The following is a 20,605-nucleotide window of genomic DNA, read 5'->3' as shown; positions in this document are numbered from 1 at the left end:
AAATCAGCTTTACCGCCGCGCCCACCTATCGCCCCGACGCCCCGCTGGGTCCGTCAGGTCCGATCGGACCTGTCACCTTGTGGGGAGAATGACGGGAACTTTGCCCGCCTTGCTGCGCTCTCCCCCTGCAATCGGAGGCATCTATGGCAAGGACGATCAAGGCTCTATTCCCCAGCCGCCGCGAAGTGGAACTGGCGGTCGAGCATCTGGTTCAGGAATATGGGATCGAGCGCACGGACATCTTCATCGAGCCCGCTGGCCAGCAGAATAGCTCCGGCGCGCAGCCTGCCGGTGCCGATGTGGAAAGCGGCCATCCGGGAGAGAGCACGGACGCTCGGGGCGCCGCCTATGAGGGCGAATTGCTCGTCTCCGTCGACATGAACGAAGATGAAAGCGACGCCGTGAGGGAGGCGTTCCGGGAGGCTGGGGCCGCCGACGTGACCGTCTCATGAGCGCGGGAACAACAATGGGGTCGATCATGACCCGTCCGAACATCCGTTCGTCCTGAGCCTCTCGAAGGACGCGCGCAGGCTTCGACAGGCTCAGCCCGAACGGTGGTGTTGCGGATCAATGCAAAGCCTGGATCGCTTTCCCTGATTGAGGCCAGCGCAAGGGAGACAGGTCATCGCTACCTTCATGTTCGCGACCGGTGTCGAAAACAGCGTACCGACCATCGACAATGGCCGGACGCGGGTCGATGAAATGGAAAGCTGCGGCCATTATGACCGCTGGCAGGAGGATTTCGCGCTCGTCAGGGATATGGGCATCGGCTATCTACGCTACGGCCCGCCCATTCACCTGACCTGGCTTGGCCCGGATAAATATGACTGGGACTTTGCCGACAAGAGTTTCGCGGAACTCCAGCGGCTGGACCTCGTGCCGATTGTCGATCTCTGCCACTTCGGCGTGCCGGACTGGGTGGGGAATTTTCAGAACCCCGACTTTCCCGATCAGTTCGCGATCTATGCCGGCCGCTTCGCCGAGCGCTACCCTTGGGTGCAACTCTACACGCCAGTCAATGAAATGTATATCTGCGCGACCTTCTCGGCGCGCTATGGCTGGTGGAACGAGCAACTGAGCGACGACCGGGCGTTTGTGACCGCGCTCAAGCATCTGGTCCGCGCCAATGTCTGTGCGATGCGCCGGATATTGGAAGTGCGAGCCGACGCCATCTTCATTCAGAGCGAATCTTCCGAATATTTTCATGCGGAATCCCCAGCGGCTATTCGCCCTGCCGAGCTCATGAACTCGCAGCGCTTCCTCTCGCTCGATCTCAATTACGGCCGCCGCCTGGATTCGGAAATGTACGAATATCTGATGGATAACGGCATGACACGGGAGGAATATCATTTCTTCCTCGACAACCGCCTGAAACAGCATTGCATCATGGGCAATGACTATTATGTGACCAACGAACACCGGGTATCGGAAGACGGCCGGACCCGAGCATCAGGCGAGATATTCGGCTATAGCGAGATCACCCGCCAATATCATCAGCGCTATCATCTGCCGGTGATGCACACCGAAACCAACCTGTCGCAGGGCCCGCTCGGCACCGAAGCGGTCGATTGGTTGTGGAAGCAATGGGCCAACGTCCTGCGCGTCCGCAACGATGGCGTGCCGATCGTTGGCTTCACCTGGTATTCACTGACCGATCAGGTCGACTGGGACAGCGCCCTTCGCGAGAAGCGCGGCAACGTCAATCCGCTCGGCCTCTACGATCTCGACCGCAAGATCCGCCCGGTGGGTGAAGCCTATAAGCGGTTGATCCAGCAATGGCGCGATGTCCTTCCGACGCAGAGCCTATGCCTGACCGTGCCGGTGGTGCTGCCCAGCGACGCCGACCGCAATTTCGCGGCCGAGCAGCGCGCCCGCGCCAAGCGGATGATCAGGACGCCGGCCACCTCGCCGGCCGTGCAGGAGGATGGATGATGGAAGCGCGTTTCAAGGACCGCGTCGCGATCATCACGGGCGGGGCGGGCGGGATCGGCGCCGCCATCGCCGCGCGCCTCCGTGCCGAGGGCGCGGCCGCCCTCATTGCCGATCTCGACAGCGCCGCCGCCCAGGCCACGGCGGGCAAGATGGGCGGCGCAGCGCTCGGCTTCGGCTGCGACGTCGGCGCGGAGGATCAGGTGGCGGCTTGCGTCCAGGCGGCACTCGACCGGTTCGGCAGGCTCGACATCATCGTCAACAATGCAGGACTCATGTCCTTCAAGACGCTGGCGGAATGGTCCGGCGACGACTGGATGAAGGTGCTGCGCGTCGACCTGCTCGGGGCGGCCTTCTTCACCAAACAGGCCTTTCTCCATTTCGGCAGCAAAGGCGGCGCGATCGTCAACATCGCGAGCGTCCATGCCATGGAAACCAGCGCCAATGCCGCCCCTTATGCAGCGGCCAAGGCGGCCATGCTCTCGCTTACCCGCAGCACCGCGATCGAGGGGCGCGACGTGGCGATCCGTGCCAATGCGGTGCTGCCGGGCGCCATCGATACGCCGATGTTGTGGAACAATCCGAACGTCAAGTCAGGCGCCGAGACGATCGACAAGCGCGATGTAGGCACGCCGGCCAATATCGCCGCCGCCGTCGCCTTTCTGGCGAGCGACGACGCAGCCTTCATCACAGGCGCGTCGCTGGCGGTGGACGGCGGCCGCCTCGCCCGGCTTTGAGGGATCAGCCCGGCAGCCCGATCCCTGTGATCTCGGCAAACCGTTCCAGCAGCCGATCCTGAAACTCGACGTCGGCGGCCTCTTCCGCCGGCTCCTCCGTCCGAAGATTGTGCCAGTATCGGCCGCTGATCAGACCTGCCGGTTCCTCAGTAGCGGCGAGCCAGCTCTGCGTCCGCTGCCCGGTGTCGATATCGACAGGCGCGCTCGATCCGCCCATCCGCGTGCGCACCCAGCCGGGATCGACCGCGCTGCACAACACATCGGGCCAGCGGCGCGCCAGCGCAAAGGCGAGCGCCACGGCCTGCAACTTGCTTTCCGCATAGGCCTTCCCCGCATCCCAGCGCCGCACTGTCCAATCAAGATCGGGCAGCGATCCCTCGCCTCCCCGATGCAGGCCGCTGCTCATGTAAACGAGCCGCGCTGGGCGCTCGATCAATGCGGTCAGCATATAAGGCGCCAGACTGTTCACCGCGAAGATCGTGGCGTGCCCCTCCGGGGTCGATCCCCGCTCCGCCGTGCTGTATATCCCCGCATTGTGGATAATCGCGTCCATCCGCCCCAGCGCATTGACCTGATCGGCAACGGCGCGAACCTCGCTCCCGCTGGACAGATCGCCCACCGCCAGCCCGGCCGACCGTTCCGCGATATCCGAAACCGCCGAGACGCGCTCCTTCGAGCGCGCGTGGAGCACCACCTCATGACCTTGGCTCATCAGCGCTTCGGCTGCGGCACGGCCCAGACCCTCCGTGCTGCCGGTGATGAAGATGCGGGCCATGCTCCGCCTGCCTTTCGCTTGATCCATTCTGCCCCCGTAACGCTCCACGCCCCGAAAGGCTGCTTCAGCCGCAGCCACATGAGCCCGGCCGCATCGACCCGAGATATTTCACCTTCCCGTGCCGGACTCGACCCGAAAAGCGGGAACTAACCGGACCGTCATCCCTTACCCGCTTTGAACCGCCGAACTCATCCAGAACCGCCCGGGAGAATCCTTATGCCGACGCAAATTTCCGGCTTCAGCATCGCTCGCGAAGGCGACGAATATATCCTCACCTTCGAGGCGGGGGATCAGCCCGCCATCGAACTGACCGCCAGCTACGAACAACTCGACCTGATCGCCGAGGCCCTCGACGACCAGCTCGACCGCGATGAGGAAGATGCTCTCAGCTTCGATCCGGACGATGAGTGATCAGAATTTCACCCCCAGCCGAGCATAGTAAAACCCGCCGCTAAGGCCGAAGGGCGCGAAACTGCCGTAGAGGCCACCCCCGGTGCTGGCCTGCGTGATGCCGATCGCGTCCGGGTAGACGTCGAACAGATTGTTCGCACCGACCGCCAGGTTGACAGCGGGGGTCAGCTGCGCCGACACATCCAGATCGGTCACCCATTTTGCGCCGAACGTCCGATCGTCCGCTGTCGATGTCTGGCTGCTGCCCGTTTCGGTATAATGGCCAAACCGCGTCACGCGCAGCAGGCTCCGCACGGGGCCGATCGACCAGTCTCCGCTGAGGACCAGCTTGTCGCGCGGAGTGGCACGGACGAGGTCGGCCCTCGCCTGCCGCCCGAACAGCAGGGTGTTGGTCAGATTGCCAGGGTTTTCTGCCACGCGCAGCAATTTCGTCTTGTTGTAACTATAGGCGGCGTTGAGCTTGAGCTCACCCAGGCTCGCCGTCCGCAGCGTATATTCACCGACCAGGTCGACCCCTCGCGTCCGCGTATCTACCCCATTGATGAAGAATTGTGCGCTGCTGATCCCCGGCACCCCTCGCTGAGCAAGAATGGCCGTTACCTCCGGGCTGGTCAGGATCGCCCGCGCCTCCGCGCTGTTCAGGATTTCCGTCTTGACGATCCTGTCCTTGATACGAATCTGATAGGCATCGAGAGTCAGGCGGAAGGCGCCGCTTTCGAAGGTCGCCCCGCCGGTAAAGTTCAAGGACTTTTCCGGGGTCAGCGGCTTGGCGCCGAAATATCCAGCGATCGGATCATTGGGTGCGAGGAACTTCACCAATTGGGTGACATAGTCGCCATTGAGGACGATGCCGGTATTCTGGGATGTGGAGAAGCCCTGCTGCGCCAGCGACGGCGCGCGAAAGCCGGTGTTGACGCCGCCGCGCAGGGCGAAGCCGGGGAACAACTCATAGCGAGTCGAGATTTTGCCGCTGACCGTGTCGCCCGAACTATCGGTATAATGTTCAGCCCGCCCTGCGACACCGACGAACCAGGCGGGGGTGATATTCGCGCCGATATCGACATAGCCGGCGAAGTTGTTGCGCGTCAGGACGAAGGCGTCGGCGGCCGTCGTGCCGGTGAAGGACACCAGGCTCGCGGCGGGGCGCTGGCCGCCATAGGCCAGTTGGAAGGGGGTCGTTCCACGCGGAATGACATAGCCGCCGTCGCGATAGCTGTCCGGCTCGCCCGCCTTGTTCTGGAACCGCTCCCAGCGATGCTCGACGCCGAAGGCCAGCGTCAGCGGTTCGGCAAGGCCGATGTCGAAGGTCCGGCTGAAATCGATATTGTTGACCCACAGGCTGGAAATCTGCTTGCCCATGAAGAAGCTGGTCTTGCTGCTCGGCCCCAGCGACGGGTTCAGCGTATTGACCGCGCCCAGTTTCACATGATCGCGGCCGAAGCTGCTGCTGAAATCGACGTCAAGCCCCGCGAATGTCGTGCGCAGACCACCCGTGATCTGAAAATCCGTTTCCCAGATACGGCGCTTGGCAAGAAAGCCATTGGGGTAGAGTTCTGGCAGCGAATTCACATTATTGGCGTTGAACTGCCCGCGCCCGTCCTTGATATCGCGATAGCTGAGCGTCGAGAAGCTGTAGAGCGTCGTGTCCTCGCCTATCGGCAGTTCCGCATTATAGCTTCCATTGACGATATAGTCGCGGTTGGTGCGGCCATAATTGCCCGCGCGGTTACGATCGATCGTCGCCTCGCGCGGATCGCGCGAACCATCGGCCAGCCGAGGATAGAGATCGACCGAACCAGGCACGATCGCACCCGATGGATCGGCGCGGTCGTGAAACTTGCCCTCCACCGCGAAACGGATGAAGCCGCCGTCCGGCCCCAGCCGGGTGCCATAACTGACCGCTTGCTGGACCAGTTCGCCGCCCTTCTCATAAAGGCTACCTGCGGTGGTCGTGAACTCGCCCCCTTCCGGCGCTGCGTCCAGGATGAAGTTGATGACGCCGGAAATCGCGTCCGACCCATATTGAGCCGCCGCCCCGTCGCGCAGCACCTCGACCCGGCCGACCGCATTGGCGGGCAGAAGGTCGATGTCGACCGGCGTGCTGCCGCCCGAGATGCGGGAAAGATTGTTGATCAGCGAACTTGTGTGACGCCGCTTACCGTTCACCAGCACCAGCACATAATCACCGCTGAGGCCCCGGATCGCGATCGGCTTCGCGCCGGATGAGGTGCCGCCCCCGCTCAAAGCCGGCACGGTCAGCGACGGCACGATATTGCCCAGAATCTCCTTCAGCCCGACCCGCCCGGTGGCTTGCAACTCGCGCGTGTCGATGACGTCTATCGGAACAGGGCTGTCCGCAACGGTTCGGGCTCGGGCACCGCGCACGCCCGTCACCACGATGGCGGCGCTGTCCGCGGCTGCGTCGTCGGGCAGGACGGCGGCGGCATCATTGGCGGCAGCCTGCGATGTCGCCGCGCCGACGATCCCAATTGCAAGAACGGCGGCGGAAACAGACAGGCGCGGCCAGAGCGAAACGGACATAGATTCTTCCCCGATCAAAATGTGTCGGGACAAGAGTTATCGGGTGAGTTTATTCTGGCTAAGTGAATTAAACTGTATCCAACTTGAATTTAACTTTAATAAGATGTTCTCATAAGCATATTCGAATGCGTGATAACATTGCATCCGGTAGGCACGATTATTGGCAGAGACGATCCGCTGGAGCCAAAGAATTAACGGGAGGAGGCCGTAGTCTCCTCCCGCGTCAATGGGAAACGCGTTCGCAGTCAGGGTCACAGGTCCGCGTAGAGCGGCTCGTCGGCAATCAGAACGCGATGCAGCAGGCGCGGATAATCCCCATAGTTGCGCACCGCATAATGAACCGCCGCACGATTGTCCCAGAAGGCGACCGATCCCGGCTTCCAGGAGAAGCGAACCTGAAATTCAGGCCGCTTATATTGCAGCAGGACCTCATCGATCAGGCCCCGGCTCTCCGAAAGCTCCACCCCCAATATCTGCGGGTTCTGCGTCAGGTTGACCCAGAGGATCTTCTCCCCCGTCTCGCGATGGGTGCGCACGACCGGATGGGCGACGATCGGGTAATCATGGCCATCGGCATTGAGCGCGGCGCGATAATCATGGGTGACGTGCAAGCCCTCAAGCCGCTCCTTCACCGCGTCGGAAAGCCCCTCATAGGCGAGATGCGCGTCCACCCAGACGGTATCGCCGCCAACTGGCGGCAGGTCGACTGCGCGCAACACCGCTCCCCAGGTCGGGACAAGCCGCCAGCTCGTGTCGCTGTGATAAGCCTCGCCCGGCCGGATCGGCTGCGCGTAGCGCTTGTCGAAACGCGCATTGTCGCGGGCGGCGATGTTGTGAATGGGCGTGATCTTGGGGTCGTGCGCCGTGCTGGGGTGGGTGTAGAGCGGCCCGAACTGGCGGGCGAAGGCTGCATGGCTCTCATTGTCCAGCTGCTGGTCGCGAAAGAAGACGACCTTATATTTCAGCACCGCCGCCCGGATTGCGTCGCGCTGCGCGGGCGTGATCGGCTTGCCGATATCGATCCCGTGAATTTCCGCGCCGACGGTCGGCTGCAAGGGCCGCAGGTCTAGCTCATTGAAGTCATTTTGCGTGATGCTGTGGGCTGTAGCGGTGGACATATTCACACTCCTTTGGGCCAGACTCCTTGTAGAGTCATGCCGCAGGATTAAGGCGGCCGGGCCGCCGAATCTCATGAATATTTGTCACCATCCTATCAGTCCTGCCCATAGTAGCGACCAGATGATCCGCCGCCCTCTTCTATTTGATCAAGTCATAGAAGATCGGTCGATGCGCGTTGGTCTGTCCATACCGCCGCCGCTATCACCGGCAACCAACCTTTATCAGTGAGAACATCATGCCCCAACCACGCCACATCAAGCTTGGCTTCATCCTGCACGGCGTCGGCCGCACCTGGAACGACTGGCGCCATCCGGACCGCGACGTCAATGCCAGCACCAGCCTTGCCCATTATCAGAAGCAGGCCGCTACCGCAGAACGCGGAAAGTTCGATTTCCTGTTCGTCGCCGACAGCCTATCGATCACGGAAAAGTCGAGCCCGCATTATCTCAACCGTTTCGAACCGATCACGATCCTGTCCGCGCTGGCGGCCACGACGTCCCGCATCGGCCTGGTAGCCACCTTGACCGTCAGCTATTCCGAACCGTTCAACGTCGCGCGCCAGTTCGCCTCGCTGGATCACCTCAGCGGCGGCCGTGCCGGCTGGAACATCGTTACATCCTGGCTGGGCGACACGGCGGCGAACTTCAGCAAGACCGAACATCCGCCGCATGCCGTCCGCTATCGCATCGCCGGTGAATATCTGGACGTGGTGCAGGGGCTGTGGGACAGTTGGGAGGAAGGCGCCCATGTCGGCGACAAGAAAAGCGGCCGGTTCGTCGATCCGCAACGGCTGCATCGGCTCGATCACAAGGGGGAATTCTTCCAGGTGCGGGGCCCGCTCAACATAAAGCGCACACCGCAAGGCCAGCCCGTCATCTTCCAGGCAGGAGCCTCCGACGATGGACGGAACTTCGCGGCGAAACGTGCGGAAGTCATCTTCACCCATGCCGATGATGCGGAAGCGGGCCGCGCCTATTATGCCGATGTAAAGGCGCGCGCGAGGGGTTTTGGCCGCGACGCAGACCAATTGTTCATTCTGCCCGGCATCTCGCCCATCGTCGGAGAAACCGATGAAGATGCGGAAGCCCGATATCGGGAAGTCGCGGCACTGGAATCGATCGAAACCGGCCTTGGCTTCCTCTCACGCACCTTCAACGATCATGACTTCCGCCAATATGATCTGGACGCGCCCTTCCCCGATGTCGAACATATCGGCCTCAACAGCCAGCAAAGCGGCACGCTGCGGATTTTAAAGCAAGTACGGGAGGAAAATCTGACCTTGCGCCAAGTGGCCGAGCGGCTCGCGACTCCGCGCGGCGCTTTTGTCGGATCGCCAGAAACAGTGGCCGATCGGCTTCAGGCATGGTTCGAAAGCGGCGCTGCCGACGGCTTCGTCATATTCGAGCCGCTGCCGGGCCAGCTCGACCTGTTCGTGGACAAGGTGATCCCGATCCTTCAGGCGCGCGGTCTGTTTCGCACCGATTATGATGGAACGACGTTCCGCGAACATCTCGGGCTTCCCCGGCCGGACAACCGCTACAGCCGGACTTCTGAAAAGAGCGCAGCCTGATCCTGCTGAGTTGAACCCGTAGGGAGGGGAGGCGCCCGCCTCCCCATCTTCAACGCGTCAAAGCCTGGTTTCGCCGATCTCAAGATCGATGCGGCCCAATATGGCGTCCGCCTCCGGCCGGTCGAGCCAATCGGGGCTAACATGCAGCCAGCGCACGATGCGGCCGCTGTCCAGCAAAAGGAAGGAGGGCTGCGGCAGTTCCCAGCTGTTCGTGCCGGCGGTTTCGCCGATCCATCCGGCAGGCGGCGGGCTAGGCCGCTCGTCCGGCTGGAAGGCGATCCCCAGCAGCCGTGCCAGGTGGTTGTCGGTGTCGGTCGCAATGGCGAAGGGAAGAGCATGCCGCTCTTTGATCGCCTTCAGCAGATGGGCTGGCTGGGGACTGAGCGCCAGGAAGCCTATACCCCGTTCGGTAAGGCCGGGAGCCAATGCCCGCGCATAATAAGGCAGTGCGATATTGTCGGCCGGGCATCCCGCATAGCGGAAAAACGCGATCAGCGCGTGTCCCGGCGCGGTGATCTCGCCGAGCGACACCGTACCCCCCTCTACATTTGCAAAGGATAGGGGCGGCAGAACCACACCCGGCTGCGCAACGGCGGCAGGGTCGAACCGCTGCGATAGAAGCTGGCGCTGGTGAATATTGCCCTCTAGCTGGGCGGCGGTCCAGCTCTGTTCGCGCTCCGCCTGCAAAGCCGCGTAACGGGCCTTGAGCGTGTCGCCGGCTATGGTCGCCATGATCTTCTCCTTCGGGCAGGGGGCCTCCTATCTGGCGCCGGCGGGCGGCTGGCGCCAATGAGAGTTGCCCTGCGACGCCCGAAGAATGATCATAGGTGGCGCATCATCCGATGTTGCGCCTTGTCATGCGTCAGAGCCGGGCAACAGCCGCTCCACTCTGCTCAGAAGCCATCGGGCAGCGGCGGTGGCGGCGCCTCGATCTCCGGCTTGAACGTCAGATGGCATGCAACACATTGTTCGTTGATCCGGTCGCCCGCCTTCTGAAGCGCGGGATAGTCCTTACGCTCGGCAGCTTCCGCGCTGGCGCTGGCGGCCGCCCTGAAGGATGCCAGATGCCTGTCCCATTCCACATCGGGGATGCCATAGGCCGAATGTTCCAGCCCATAGCTTAGCTGCTGCAACGTCAGCGCGTCGCTTTCAGCATTTTCCCAGTCCTCATCGGTGACGGGTTTGCCGGACCGTTCGCCCTGCAGGTCGGTTTCCTCGGCCGTCCACTGCCATATCTGCTCGGCGTTGCGCTGCATGACATGGCCCATGAATTCCTTTATCTGCAGTTCCGACTGATCATTGAGCGAGGCACCCGCGAGCGCGTTGGCGCCTGCAAGACAGGCCAGCGCTCCGAATAGTAGGGCGAGCGCAATCTTCATCTTTGTTCGATCCTGATCTCAGTCAATTGTCGCGCGGCCTTTTAGAGCGAGACGACACCGATCAAACCAAGGATACCGACATTAGATATTCTCACAGGGCCTAAAGGAGAGCTGCGTCGGCTGCTCCTAGGAGACGCAGCCTAGACCTAAGATCATGAAAAGCAGCGTTTTATCTCAGCATGCCCGCAATGGACCTCGCTTTTCCCCGGCATGCACAAACGCTTGTCAACGCAAAGTTTCTCAATCAGATAAGTTGAGTTACAAAGCTACCCTGCCGTGGATGCTTGAAGATGCGCAACAGGGGAAAAAGCGTGAAGCATCAACGGGAGCATCGTTTCCGGGCATTAGGCCTGCACCAACTCGCCTGGACGCGGAGGACGGTGTGAACTTCCAGCAACTCCGCTATGTCCGAACCGCGATTCAGCACAATCTCAACCTCACGGAGGTCGCCAACCGGCTCTCCACGTCGCAGTCGGGCGTGAGCAAACAAATCAAGGAACTGGAAGCCGAGCTGAAGGTCGACATCTTCGTCCGGCGCGGGAAGCGGCTGACCGGCCTTACCAAGGCAGGCGAAAACGCGGCTCAACTGATCGACAAGCTGCTCAACCAGGCCGACAATCTGAAGCGCCTGTCCGAACAGTTCGTGCAGGAGGACAAAGGCCGGCTGGTCGTCGCTACCACCCATAACCAGGCGAATTACGTCCTTCCGCCCGTGCTGCTGCGCTTCAGCGAGCGCTTTCCGGAGGTGGAAATCGAGCTGCGCCAGGGCACGCCCCGCTACGTCGTCGAACAGGTGCTGCGGGGGGAGGCTGACATCGGCATCGCAACCGAAGCGGTGGACGATTATCCCGAGCTTCAGACCTATCCGTGCTTCAGCTGGGAGCATGTCGTGATCGTGCCGTCCAATCACCCGCTCGCGCAGGCGGAACAAGTGTCTCTCGCCGATACCGCCCGCTATCCGATCATCACCTATAATCCGGAATTTTCGGGCCGCTCACAGATCACCGACGCCTATGAGCAGGCGGGGATAGAGCCCGACATCCGGCTGACGGCGATGGATGCCGATGTGATCAAGACCTATGTGCGACTGGGCATGGGCGTGGGCATCGTCTCGCAATTGGCGGTGAGCAACGGACCAGGCGACTCGCTGACCGTGCTCTCCGGCTCGAACCGCTTCTTTGAACCCAGCGTCACCAAGATCGCGACGCTCAAGGGCTCGCTGCTGCGCAACTATGCCTATGAGCTGATGGAAATGCTGGCTCCCCATCTGGACGCAGCGATATTGTCGGGCGCCAAGCGGCGGCCGGCCCTGGAGCGTGCCGTGCCGCTGCTGAGCTTCGCCGAGCGCGCCGATCTGCACGGCGAACGACTTTGCGCCTGAGCTCGTCTATTCTTCTATCCTCTGCTCCGAGTGAAACGACCATGAACAGCATCAACAGACGGCAATTCGTCACCGCCGCGGCGGGCATGTTCGCGGGCGCGCCTGACCTGGCGCGCGCGGCGACGGTGCGCCTGCCCTTCGACAATGGGGAGCGGCCCCTGGTGCAGCTGCCGCAGAAGCGCCCGCTCATTGGACTGACCACGCGCCCGCCGCAGCTGGAAACGCCGTTCGACATCTTCAACCACGGGCTGCTCACGCCCAATGACGCCTTCTTCGTGCGTTATCATGTGTCCGGGTTGCCGACGACCATCGATCCCGCCCGGTTCCGCCTCAGCATCGGCGGCCATGTGGGCAAGCCGCTGTCGCTTTCGCTCGCTGCGCTCAAGCGCGATTTCCCGCGTCAGGAGATCGTCGCCGTCAACCAATGCTCCGGCAACAGCCGTGGCTTCTCCGATCCGCGGGTGGGCGGCGGACAGCTCGGCAATGGGGCGATGGGCAATGCCCGTTGGTTCGGTGTGCCGCTGAAGGCGCTGCTCGACCGGGCTGGCGTGAGAGAGGGCGCGCGACAGGTGACCTTCAACGGACTCGACACGCCGCCGGTCGACAGCATCCCCGACTTCGTGAAGGCGCTCGACATCGATCATGCGCGCGATGGAGAAGTGATGGTCGCCTGGGCGATGAACGACGCAGATCTGCCCTTCCTCAACGGCTATCCGCTGCGCCTCGTCGTGCCTGGCTACTACGGCACCTACTGGATCAAGCATCTGCATGAGATCAATGTCGTCGACGCCCAATATGACGGCTATTGGATGAAGACCGCCTATCGCATCCCCGACAATGACTGCAATTGCGTGACACCGGGGCAAAAGCCGGACAAGACGAAGCCCATCGGCCGCTTCAACATCCGCTCCTTCGTGACGAGCCACGAGGATGGCGATACCGTGCGTGCCGGCGCCCCGACGGCTTTCCGCGGCATCGCGTTCAACGGCGGCAGCGGCATCGCCCGCGTCGAACTGTCGATCGACGATGGCGCCAGCTGGAAGGAGGCGCGCCTTGGTGAGGATCTCGGTCGCTATTCCTTTCGGGAATGGACGATCACGGAGAGGCTCGCCGCCGGCGAGCATGACGTCAAGGTCCGGGCGATCGGGCATGACGGCGAAACCCAGCCCGTCTCGCCGCGCTGGCAACCCGCCGGCTACATGCGCAATGTCGTCGAAAGCATCAAGGTGCGCGCAGCATGAGCCGCAGACCCGTCCTGCTTCTCCTGGCTTCAGGCCTCCTTGCCGCCGCTCCGACCGCCCGGCCGCGCGAATACACATTGCCGGCTGACAGCGTGCCCGCCGCCCTTGCAGGGCCGCAGGGGGAGGTCATCGTCAACAACTGCATGGGCTGTCATTCGCTCGATTACATTACGAGCCAGCCAAAGGGCAAAGGCTCGCAATTCTGGCGAGATGCCGTCATCAAGATGATCAATGTCTATGGCGCGCCCATCGACCCTGCCGACCTGGATGCCCTCACCGCAGCCCTGCAGACGCAGGGCTGACCCCCGTTCCTGCCATTTAGATTATGGGAGAATGATCCTATGACCGCGACCGACCGACCCGTCAGCACGGATTTTAGCCGCGAGGTGCTCGACCTGTTCGACGCCTATGTGCATGGCGGCCTCGACCGTCGCGGCTTCCTTCGCCAATGCGCTGTCCATGCCGGCAGCCTTGCCGCAGCCACCGCAATGCTGACCGCCCTCAGCCCGAATTTCGCACTCGGCCAGGTCATCGCGCCGGAGGATCGACGGGTCGCGACCACATGGGTCGATATCCCCACGCGACAGGGCAATGGTACCATTCGGGCCTATGTCGCCCGGCCTGCAAAAGCGAAGAAGCAGCTGCCGGTCATCATCGTCGCGCATGAAAATCGCGGGCTCAACCCGCATATCCAGGATATCGCCCGCCGCCTCGCCGTCGATGGCTTCATCGCCGTCGCGCCGGATGCGCTCACCACTCTTGGCGGTTATCCCGGAGATGAGGACAAGGCGCGCGCACTATTCGCGACGCTCGACCGCAACAAGATCGGCGAGGATTTCGTCGCTGCCGCCCGCCACGCCCTGACGATCGACGGCGGTGATGGAAAGCTCGGCGCGACCGGCTTCTGCTTCGGCGGCGGCGTCGCCAATCTGCTGGCGACGCGCCTGCCCGAGTTGCGCGCAGCCGTGCCCTTCTATGGCAGTGCCCCGCCGCTTTCCGACGTGCCGAAGATCAACGCCGAACTGCTGCTCCACTTCGCTGGCAATGACGCGCGCACGAATGCGGGCTGGCCGCCCTATGAGGAGGCGCTGAAGCAGGCCGGCAAACGCTACACCGTCTATATCTACGAAGGCGCCGAGCACGGCTTCAACAACGACATCACACCGCGGTTCGACAAGGCGGCAGCCGCTCTCGCCTGGAGCCGTACCCTCGCCCTGTTCAAGCGCACCCTCACCTGACCGGCGCGCACCGCTTCCGCCAGGCCCGCGTTCGCGAAGCGGGCCCAAGCCCTCTAGGCTCGTCTTTCGCTTTTTCAGGAAACGGGCCGCAGATATTCCGGCAGTTCATCCGCCTGAGAGCCCCGGCATTCTATACGCGGTGAGGTGCTCCAGGTGCTGAATTTTTCGAGCGGCAGCGCAGTCCCGCAAAAGCCGCATTCGGCCGTCATGCGCCCAATGATCCATTGCTGCCTCCCGCAACCGGCGCAGTGATTTGCTTCGTCATCCCGATAAAGGGGGATGTAAGCTAAACGGAATTCCTTTCCGGCGTCGTTGAAGGCAGTGGTACGCATAATCTTACCTCGACATCTGTCAGCATGGGCAAGTAACGGCTCAGGAAAGGCATCGGTTTCATTAACCGTTTGTAAGATATCGGGTTGAGCCTCCCATAGCTGGCATTGATGTTGATGCTTTCGCCTCACCAGCGCGACGGGCAGGGTGAGGCGACTTAGCCCCGCCGCGATCTGGCGATCCTCACCGATGCTGCGCCGCTACTGGCGAGCAGCAGGGGCGGCTGCGAGGAACAACATCGAGTGCCGCCCGTTGCCGTCTTATGAAGGAGGCCGTGGCATGGATGAGGTGCTGACTCCGGCGCGGCAAGTGGAATGCTAGGCTATGAGGGACTGGTTCAACAGGGTCGCCACAGGATGTGCCCGATTTACCGGCCAGCCGCCCATGTTGATAACCTGCATGGTCATCTCAGTGCTCGGCATCCTCGCCTATGTGTCAGGTGACGAGCATTTTCTGGGAGGCGCGAACCTTGCACTGAGCATCGTGACCCTTCTCCTGCTGCCGATCTTGCAGGCCTCTCAAAATCGGGACGGCGCCGCGCTTCAGGCGAAGCTGGACGAGTTGATCAAGGTGAACCATGACGCCCGCAATGCGCTCATCGGGCTGGAAAACCGCAGCGAGGCCGAAATCGAACGGATGCGGGCGGTTGTGGAAGAAGGCGTCGAACGAGCAGGACTGGACGACTAAGCAGCTGGCAGGCGTTCACCGAGAAGGCTCGCGAAGTCCGCATCGATGCATTCCCTCCAACCTTTGATCCAGATTGTAGACGGGATTCCGTAAAGTTGGAAAATGCCGCAGCGATCCAAAGCTGAGCAGAATGGCCGATGCAATTTCTCCAGGATTTCCATACCGAATTTTCAAAGGCGTTGGCAGACGACCGAGGACGCCTCAGTTGGCGCATCGAACCAGAGGTCTTCGAGCATCTGAAGTCGCTCGCAAAAAGTCAGGGGACCATTATCGCGCCAGATTCGCTGATCCTGTTTCTGCCCTATGAGATCGGAAGCACCCATACGGGGACCATAGAGTTGCTCCGCAAATAATCTCGACCATGCAAGCCTCCTCGTCAGTGCGCCGACCCCGATCGAGGTCGCGTCGCGGGGCTTGCGGGTCCAGGGCACAGGCGGACAAGGCACCCTCGATCATCGCCTCCTTGGGGTCCCGTCCAACTGTCATCAAGTTGCAACCTGATCGTCATATCCTCCGGAAGTGAAGCATCTGTCCGGAACCGAACATTGTCTCTGAGCCTCCTGATCGTCGAAGATGATGAAGAACTGGCGACCCAGCTGGGCGAGCAGCTCAGCCTGTTCGGACATCGTTATACGATCATAGGCGACGGCCGCCGCGCAAATCAGATGATAGCGACAACGCATTTCGACGCGGTCATTCTGGACCGCATATTGCCGATGATCGATGGCGTGACCCTGCTTAAAAGCTTGCGCCAACATAATATCCTGACTCCGGTCATCATGATGACGGCGCTCGGCCAATCCCGGCAGAAGGTGGAGGGACTGGAAAGCGGCGCAGATGATTATGTCGTGAAGCCTGTGGATCCAGCCGAACTCAACGCCCGGCTCCAGGCCCTGGTACGGGCGCGGGGATGGACGGACAACAGGGCCGACGAGACATTGCGCGTGGGCGATCTGGTGGTCAGCCCCGCGCGGCACAGCGCCTGGCGGGATGGCAAGGCGCTGCGGCTGCAAAAGACCGAGTTCAAGGTGCTGGCCGAACTCGTCCGCCACGCCGGCACGCCCGTGACCCGCGCCATGTTGCTGGAGCGGGTGTGGAACTATGATTTCGAACCGGCGACCAATTTGGTGGAAGCCTATATCCGCCGTCTGCGGATAAAGTTGATGGAATTTGGCGGCGACGATCCCGTCGTGACCATTCGTGGGCTTGGCTATATGATCCGGGGGTGATTTTCTTCCGATCCTTGCGGGCGCTGACGCTCGCCTTCCTGTTCTTCTTCCTTTTCGCCACGCTGGCGACGGCGTTCGGCATCTATTTCGCGACGCTGAAGACGATCGACCATATGGTCGTGCAGCGCATCACGAGCACGAGCGAAGTGCTGGCGCCCGAGGGAGAACAGCTGTCGGCGGGCCGGATCGGCAGGCGCATCATGGCGGCCGCACGCGATCGCGACACTGGCGACCTTGGCCTGATCCTGCTGGAGCGAGGGCGGCAGATCGCGGGCAATGTGCGCGTGTCGCGACCCCTGCCCCTCGGCCTGTCGCAGGTCGATCCGGCCGACGAGATCAAGGGCCTTTCCCACGGCCGCGTGCTGGTCCGCGATCTGGGCGGCGGCCTGCGGCTGGCGGTGATCGCCGAGACGGAGCCGTTCGACAATTACAACGCTGCCCGCAAGCGCATCTATATATTCGGCTTCGGCTCGATCATCCTGGTGGCGCTGGCGGCCGCGACGACGTTCACGCTGATCATCAGGCAGCGGATAATCGAGATGCGCCGGACCGTGGACGCCATTGTCGAAGGCGACCTGTCGCAGCGCGTGCCAGGAAGCGGGCCACACACCGCCTTTGGACAGCAGGCGCACGCCTTCAACCGCATGCTGGACCGCATCGGCGATCTGATGACGGAGGTGCAGAACGTCACCAATGGCGTGGCGCACGAATTGCGCACGCCGCTTGCACGCCTGCGCAATCATCTGACCCTCATCGCCCATGATCCGCGAGCGCTCCCCGTGCGCGACAGGATCGAGGAAGCGCAAGCACAGGCCGACAGCTTGCTCAGCCTCTTTTCCGCGCTGCTGCGCATGGCCGAGATCGATAGTGGAGCGCGGCGGGAAAATTTCGCGGTCCTAAACCTCGCCGACCTGGTCGCCGATTGCGCTGAGGCGCTGGAAGTCGTGGTCGAGGATAGCGGGCATCATTTGTCGGTGGCGCCCCTGCAGCCCATCTTTGTCCGGGGCGACACTCAACTCCTCTCTCAGATGGTCATCAATCTTCTGGAAAATGCGGTCCGCCACACGCCATCGGGTAGCGAAATCCGCCTCAGCCTTTCGGTCGCGCAACCGGGTCGGGCGGCGTTGATCGTGGCGGACAACGGTCCCGGTATCGCGCCGGTCGACCGCGAGCGGGCGCTGGATCGCTTCGGTCGATTATCCCGCGGAAGCGAGGTGAAGGGGCATGGCTTCGGTCTGCCGCTGGTCGCGTCCATCGTGCGGCTGCATGGCGGATCGATCGAGCTGGGCGACGCACAGCCCGGCCTCGAGGTGACGGTGCTGCTGCCGACCGCATGAAAATTGGCGCGCCGCACGGGAGCGGCGCGCCGTTTTTCTTCACCGGGTCGGGCGGATCAGAACTTCACGCTCGCTTCGATACCGTAGGTGCGCGGCGCGTTGAAGTTGCCATAGTCGCCCAGCACGTTGGCGATGCTGCCGGTGGTGGTGCTGGTCGTCGGTGCGGCCGGCAGGCTGTTCGACGGGTCGCGACGGAAGACATGCTGCTCGTTGAAGAGGTTGCGGCCCCAGAGGCTGAGCGTCAGGCTGTGGCCGTTACCGGTGCCGATATCCGCCAGAGAGATGCGGCCATTGAAGATCAGCGAGCTGTCATTCTTCGTCGCGAACTGGTCGAAGGCCTGCGTTGCCTGCGAATAATTGCCGTCGAAGTGGAACTTCAGCTTCGTGTCGTTGCCGCCGATCGGCAGTGCATAGTCGATCGACCCGCTGGCGGCATTGCGCGGCGTGAACACGATGTAGAAGTTCTGATAGACACCCGTGGCTGCGATGAACACCGGCGGGATCTTCGTATAGGTATAGGCATAGCTGGCGTTCAGCGTCAGCCCTTCGACCGGGTTCAGCGTCAGGTCCGCCTCGATCCCGCGGATCTTGGTGGTGCCCGGCGCATTGATCGTGACCAGATTGTTGAAGCTTGTCGCGCCGACGAACTGGATGGAGCTGATGTCCACCTGGCTGTCCTTGCGGTCCATGATGTAACCGGCCAGGTTGAAGCGGGCGCGGCCATTCCAGAAGTCCGACTTCAGCCCGACTTCGTAGGACTTCACATCTTCAGGATCGAACGCCTGATAGTTGGACGTGCGCGAGCTGGCTCCGCCTGCGCGATAGCCGGTCGCATATTTGGCATAGACGTGCAGGTCGTTGCTGACGTCGTAGGCGATCGTCGCCATCGGGTTGAAGCGGTTCCAGCTCGCGTCCAGCGGCTTGTAACCGACGCTGGCGGCCGGCGGGTTGGCGTCGTAATTCACGTTGCGCGAGAAATGGAGCACGCCCTTCTTCTCGTCATGCGTGTAGCGGCCGCCGACCGTGATATGCAGCGCGTCGGTAGCGTTCCAGGTCAGCTGACCATAGGCGGCGTAGCTCTTTGACCAGACTTCTGACGCGCGGTCGATCGAGCAGCCATTGACGGCCGTGCCGACGAACAGCGGCGTGGATGCGGTGCAGAAGGGAATGTTGACATAGGTGGGCACGCCGCCGACCAGCGCCACGCCCCGGGAGCTGGGCGTCGCCGCGTCGTCGCTCACATGTTCGTTGAAGTAGAACAGGCCTGCGACATAGTCGATGCTGCCGACGGTGCCAACAGCCTGGAACTCCTGGCTGAACTGGCGCTGGCGCAGGTCGGCAAGGCTGTAGCGGCTGAACGCGCAGGGAGCCGTTAGGGTGCAGGCGGTGGTCAGGTTGACGACCGGCGGACGGTGAGCGCCACCCGAATTGTCCCACTGGGTGGCATCGACGCCGCGCCATGCGGTGATCGAGCGCAGTTCGAACGCGTCGCCCAGATTCCACTTCAACGTGTTGGTGAAGCCATGGGTCTTGTCGACGCTCACCTGCTGCGGCACGCCGATGTCCGCCACGCCCATGCGGGTGTCGCCATTGATGACCACGCCGGGCAGCGGATTGCGGACGGTGCCGGTCAACGTGGTGTAGTTCGTGCCGGGCAGCTTGCAGTTGGGCGAAACGGCCTGGGTGCCCGCGACGCAGCCATTGGGGTTGAAGTTCAGCAGCTGGCTGTAAAAGGGCGTGTTCTCGTCCTTTGCAACGTCATATGCGAAGTCGTTGGTGATGGTGCTGGTCGGCTGCCAGCGGACGGCGGCGCGCAGGCCCTTGCGGTTGTAATAGTTCCAGCCGGCCTGACCCGCGAGCGGGTTGCGGGTGGTTTCGTCCTGATGCTGGATCACGCCGTCCAGCTTGACGCTGAAGCCCGCGACCTTGGGCAGGTCGAGGTGGACGTCGGCGGAGCGGCTGCCATAATTGCCCGCGCCCGCTTCGATGCGGCCGCCCCATTCGCCGGTCGGGGCCTTGCTCACGATGCTGAGCGCGCCGCCTTCGGTATTGCGGCCGAACAGCGTGCCCTGCGGACCTTTCAGCACCTCGACCCGCTCGATGTCGAACAGCGCGGCGTTCAGGCCATGCTGACGGCCCATATAGACGCCATCGACATAGATGCCGACCCCCTGCTCACGGGCGGGCTGATTGGCGTCGAGCGGCACGATGCCGCGAATACCGATGGTCAGAGCGGACTGGCGAGCCTCAAAGGTCGCGACCCGCAGCGAGGGAACCGCGCCATCGGCAAAGTCGTACATGCTCTGCACATGGCGATCCTCCAGCGCCTGCGTGTCGACCACGGCCATGGAAATCGGCGTTTCCTGCAAATTGGTTTCGCGCTTGGTGGCGGTGACGACGATCGCATCCATGCCTTCGCTGTCAGCTGCATCGGCGGCGGGCGCGGCGGCCGGCTGTTCATCAAAAGCGGCACTGGCGAGCGCGGGCATCGAACCCGATGCCAGCAGCAGGGCGGCAGCCGGCGCGCGCAGCAGGGTAGTGGAAGAGCGCATCATGTGTAATCCCTTTTCGGATCCATCAAGTGGATGTTTTGCGGGGCCGGCCACTAGGCACTCATCACAACATTTTTGTGACAATCATTGTCACATTGACAGTAGTTATTTTTTCATTTTCGCGTCATTTTTTGTTTTCGGTAAGAATT

20 protein-coding genes are annotated in these 20,605 nt (G+C 62.3%); 13 read left to right on the top strand and 7 right to left on the bottom strand.

Annotated features, from left to right (window positions below):
- Positions 1-143 precede the first annotated feature (143 nt).
- From L858_RS0112590 to L858_RS0112580, 3 genes are all read left to right on the top strand, one after another.
- Positions 144-452, top strand: a complete 309-nt coding sequence (locus L858_RS0112590) for a hypothetical protein (protein WP_022683509.1) — start codon at positions 144-146, stop codon at positions 450-452.
- Positions 453-636: 184 nt separating this feature from the next.
- A complete protein-coding gene (locus tag L858_RS0112585; RefSeq protein WP_028056079.1) occupies positions 637-1,932 on the top strand; it encodes a family 1 glycosylhydrolase in 1,296 nt (431 codons plus the stop codon).
- Positions 1,929-2,666: an SDR family NAD(P)-dependent oxidoreductase gene (locus L858_RS0112580; RefSeq protein WP_238564967.1), complete on the top strand. Its 738-nt coding sequence runs from the start codon at positions 1,929-1,931 to the stop codon at positions 2,664-2,666. The genes L858_RS0112585 and L858_RS0112580 overlap by 4 nt, the downstream gene beginning before the upstream one ends.
- A gap of 4 nt (positions 2,667-2,670) precedes the next feature.
- On the opposite strand, the gene L858_RS0112575 is transcribed toward L858_RS0112580, so the two are convergent.
- Positions 2,671-3,441, bottom strand: a complete 771-nt coding sequence (locus L858_RS0112575) for an SDR family NAD(P)-dependent oxidoreductase (protein ID WP_022683506.1) — start codon at positions 3,439-3,441, stop codon at positions 2,671-2,673.
- A 216-nt stretch (positions 3,442-3,657) separates the two neighbouring features.
- Between L858_RS0112575 and L858_RS0112570 the strand changes: the two genes are divergently transcribed.
- Positions 3,658-3,852, top strand: a complete 195-nt coding sequence (locus tag L858_RS0112570; RefSeq protein WP_022683505.1) for a hypothetical protein — start codon at positions 3,658-3,660, stop codon at positions 3,850-3,852.
- Here the strand turns inward: L858_RS0112570 and L858_RS0112565 are convergent, their stop codons facing one another.
- Both L858_RS0112565 and L858_RS0112560 read right to left on the bottom strand, forming a co-directional pair.
- Positions 3,853-6,393, bottom strand: a complete 2,541-nt coding sequence (locus tag L858_RS0112565) for a TonB-dependent receptor plug domain-containing protein (protein WP_022683504.1) — start codon at positions 6,391-6,393, stop codon at positions 3,853-3,855.
- A gap of 251 nt (positions 6,394-6,644) precedes the next feature.
- Complete coding sequence (locus tag L858_RS0112560; RefSeq protein WP_022683503.1) at positions 6,645-7,511, bottom strand: TauD/TfdA dioxygenase family protein; 867 nt, start codon at positions 7,509-7,511, stop codon at positions 6,645-6,647.
- A 236-nt stretch (positions 7,512-7,747) separates the two neighbouring features.
- On the opposite strand from L858_RS0112560, the gene L858_RS0112555 reads away from it, so the two are divergent.
- Entirely contained in the window at positions 7,748-9,082 is a 1,335-nt protein-coding gene (locus tag L858_RS0112555; RefSeq protein WP_022683502.1) for an LLM class flavin-dependent oxidoreductase, read from the top strand.
- Between the two features lie 57 nt (positions 9,083-9,139).
- Here the strand turns inward: L858_RS0112555 and L858_RS0112550 are convergent, their stop codons facing one another.
- Both L858_RS0112550 and L858_RS0112545 read right to left on the bottom strand, forming a co-directional pair.
- Positions 9,140-9,814 carry a peroxiredoxin-like family protein gene (locus tag L858_RS0112550; RefSeq protein ID WP_022683501.1) on the bottom strand — a complete coding sequence of 225 codons (675 nt, stop codon included), beginning with the start codon at positions 9,812-9,814 and terminating at the stop codon, positions 9,140-9,142.
- A 161-nt stretch (positions 9,815-9,975) separates the two neighbouring features.
- A complete protein-coding gene (locus tag L858_RS0112545) occupies positions 9,976-10,461 on the bottom strand; it encodes a cytochrome c (protein WP_022683500.1) in 486 nt (161 codons plus the stop codon).
- 382 nt (positions 10,462-10,843) lie between these two features.
- Here L858_RS0112545 and L858_RS20050 point away from each other — a divergent pair, with 382 nt between their 5' ends.
- From L858_RS20050 to L858_RS0112525, 4 genes are read left to right on the top strand one after another with little or no spacing between them, the layout of a single operon-like run.
- Complete coding sequence (locus tag L858_RS20050) at positions 10,844-11,842, top strand: LysR substrate-binding domain-containing protein (RefSeq protein ID WP_022683499.1); 999 nt, start codon at positions 10,844-10,846, stop codon at positions 11,840-11,842.
- A 41-nt stretch (positions 11,843-11,883) separates the two neighbouring features.
- Entirely contained in the window at positions 11,884-13,083 is a 1,200-nt protein-coding gene (sorA, locus tag L858_RS0112535) for a SorA family sulfite dehydrogenase catalytic subunit (RefSeq protein WP_022683498.1), read from the top strand.
- Positions 13,080-13,385: a hypothetical protein gene (locus L858_RS0112530; RefSeq protein WP_022683497.1), complete on the top strand. Its 306-nt coding sequence runs from the start codon at positions 13,080-13,082 to the stop codon at positions 13,383-13,385. The genes sorA and L858_RS0112530 overlap by 4 nt, the downstream gene beginning before the upstream one ends.
- Before the next feature lie 39 nt (positions 13,386-13,424).
- Entirely contained in the window at positions 13,425-14,321 is an 897-nt protein-coding gene (locus L858_RS0112525) for a dienelactone hydrolase family protein (RefSeq protein WP_022683496.1), read from the top strand.
- A gap of 74 nt (positions 14,322-14,395) precedes the next feature.
- Here the strand turns inward: L858_RS0112525 and L858_RS21305 are convergent, their stop codons facing one another.
- A complete protein-coding gene (locus tag L858_RS21305) occupies positions 14,396-14,653 on the bottom strand; it encodes a hypothetical protein (protein ID WP_081643347.1) in 258 nt (85 codons plus the stop codon).
- 322 nt (positions 14,654-14,975) lie between these two features.
- Between L858_RS21305 and L858_RS0112515 the strand changes: the two genes are divergently transcribed.
- The 4 genes from L858_RS0112515 (at position 14,976) to L858_RS0112500 (ending at position 17,904) form a co-directional block, all read left to right on the top strand.
- Positions 14,976-15,338, top strand: coding sequence for a low affinity iron permease family protein (locus L858_RS0112515; protein WP_022683494.1), 363 nt, complete (start codon positions 14,976-14,978; stop codon positions 15,336-15,338).
- 137 nt (positions 15,339-15,475) lie between these two features.
- Positions 15,476-15,691, top strand: a complete 216-nt coding sequence (locus tag L858_RS22275; RefSeq protein ID WP_022683493.1) for a hypothetical protein — start codon at positions 15,476-15,478, stop codon at positions 15,689-15,691.
- A gap of 192 nt (positions 15,692-15,883) precedes the next feature.
- The gene (locus L858_RS0112505; RefSeq protein ID WP_022683492.1) at positions 15,884-16,567 is read left to right on the top strand and encodes a response regulator transcription factor; all 684 of its coding nucleotides are present in this window, start codon (positions 15,884-15,886) and stop codon (positions 16,565-16,567) included.
- Positions 16,564-17,904, top strand: coding sequence for a sensor histidine kinase (locus L858_RS0112500; protein WP_022683491.1), 1,341 nt, complete (start codon positions 16,564-16,566; stop codon positions 17,902-17,904). Before L858_RS0112505 ends, L858_RS0112500 begins: the two co-directional genes overlap by 4 nt.
- Positions 17,905-17,960: 56 nt before the next feature.
- On the opposite strand, the gene L858_RS0112495 is transcribed toward L858_RS0112500, so the two are convergent.
- Positions 17,961-20,459 carry a TonB-dependent receptor gene (locus L858_RS0112495; protein ID WP_022683490.1) on the bottom strand — a complete coding sequence of 833 codons (2,499 nt, stop codon included), beginning with the start codon at positions 20,457-20,459 and terminating at the stop codon, positions 17,961-17,963.
- Positions 20,460-20,605 lie beyond the last annotated feature (146 nt).

This window comes from Sphingobium bisphenolivorans (genome assembly GCF_000412635.1).
Classification (GTDB): Bacteria; Pseudomonadota; Alphaproteobacteria; order Sphingomonadales; family Sphingomonadaceae; genus Sphingobium; species Sphingobium bisphenolivorans.
The sequence above is the reverse complement of the archived record's forward strand: the minus strand, read 5'-3'. Positions and strand labels throughout refer to the sequence as shown.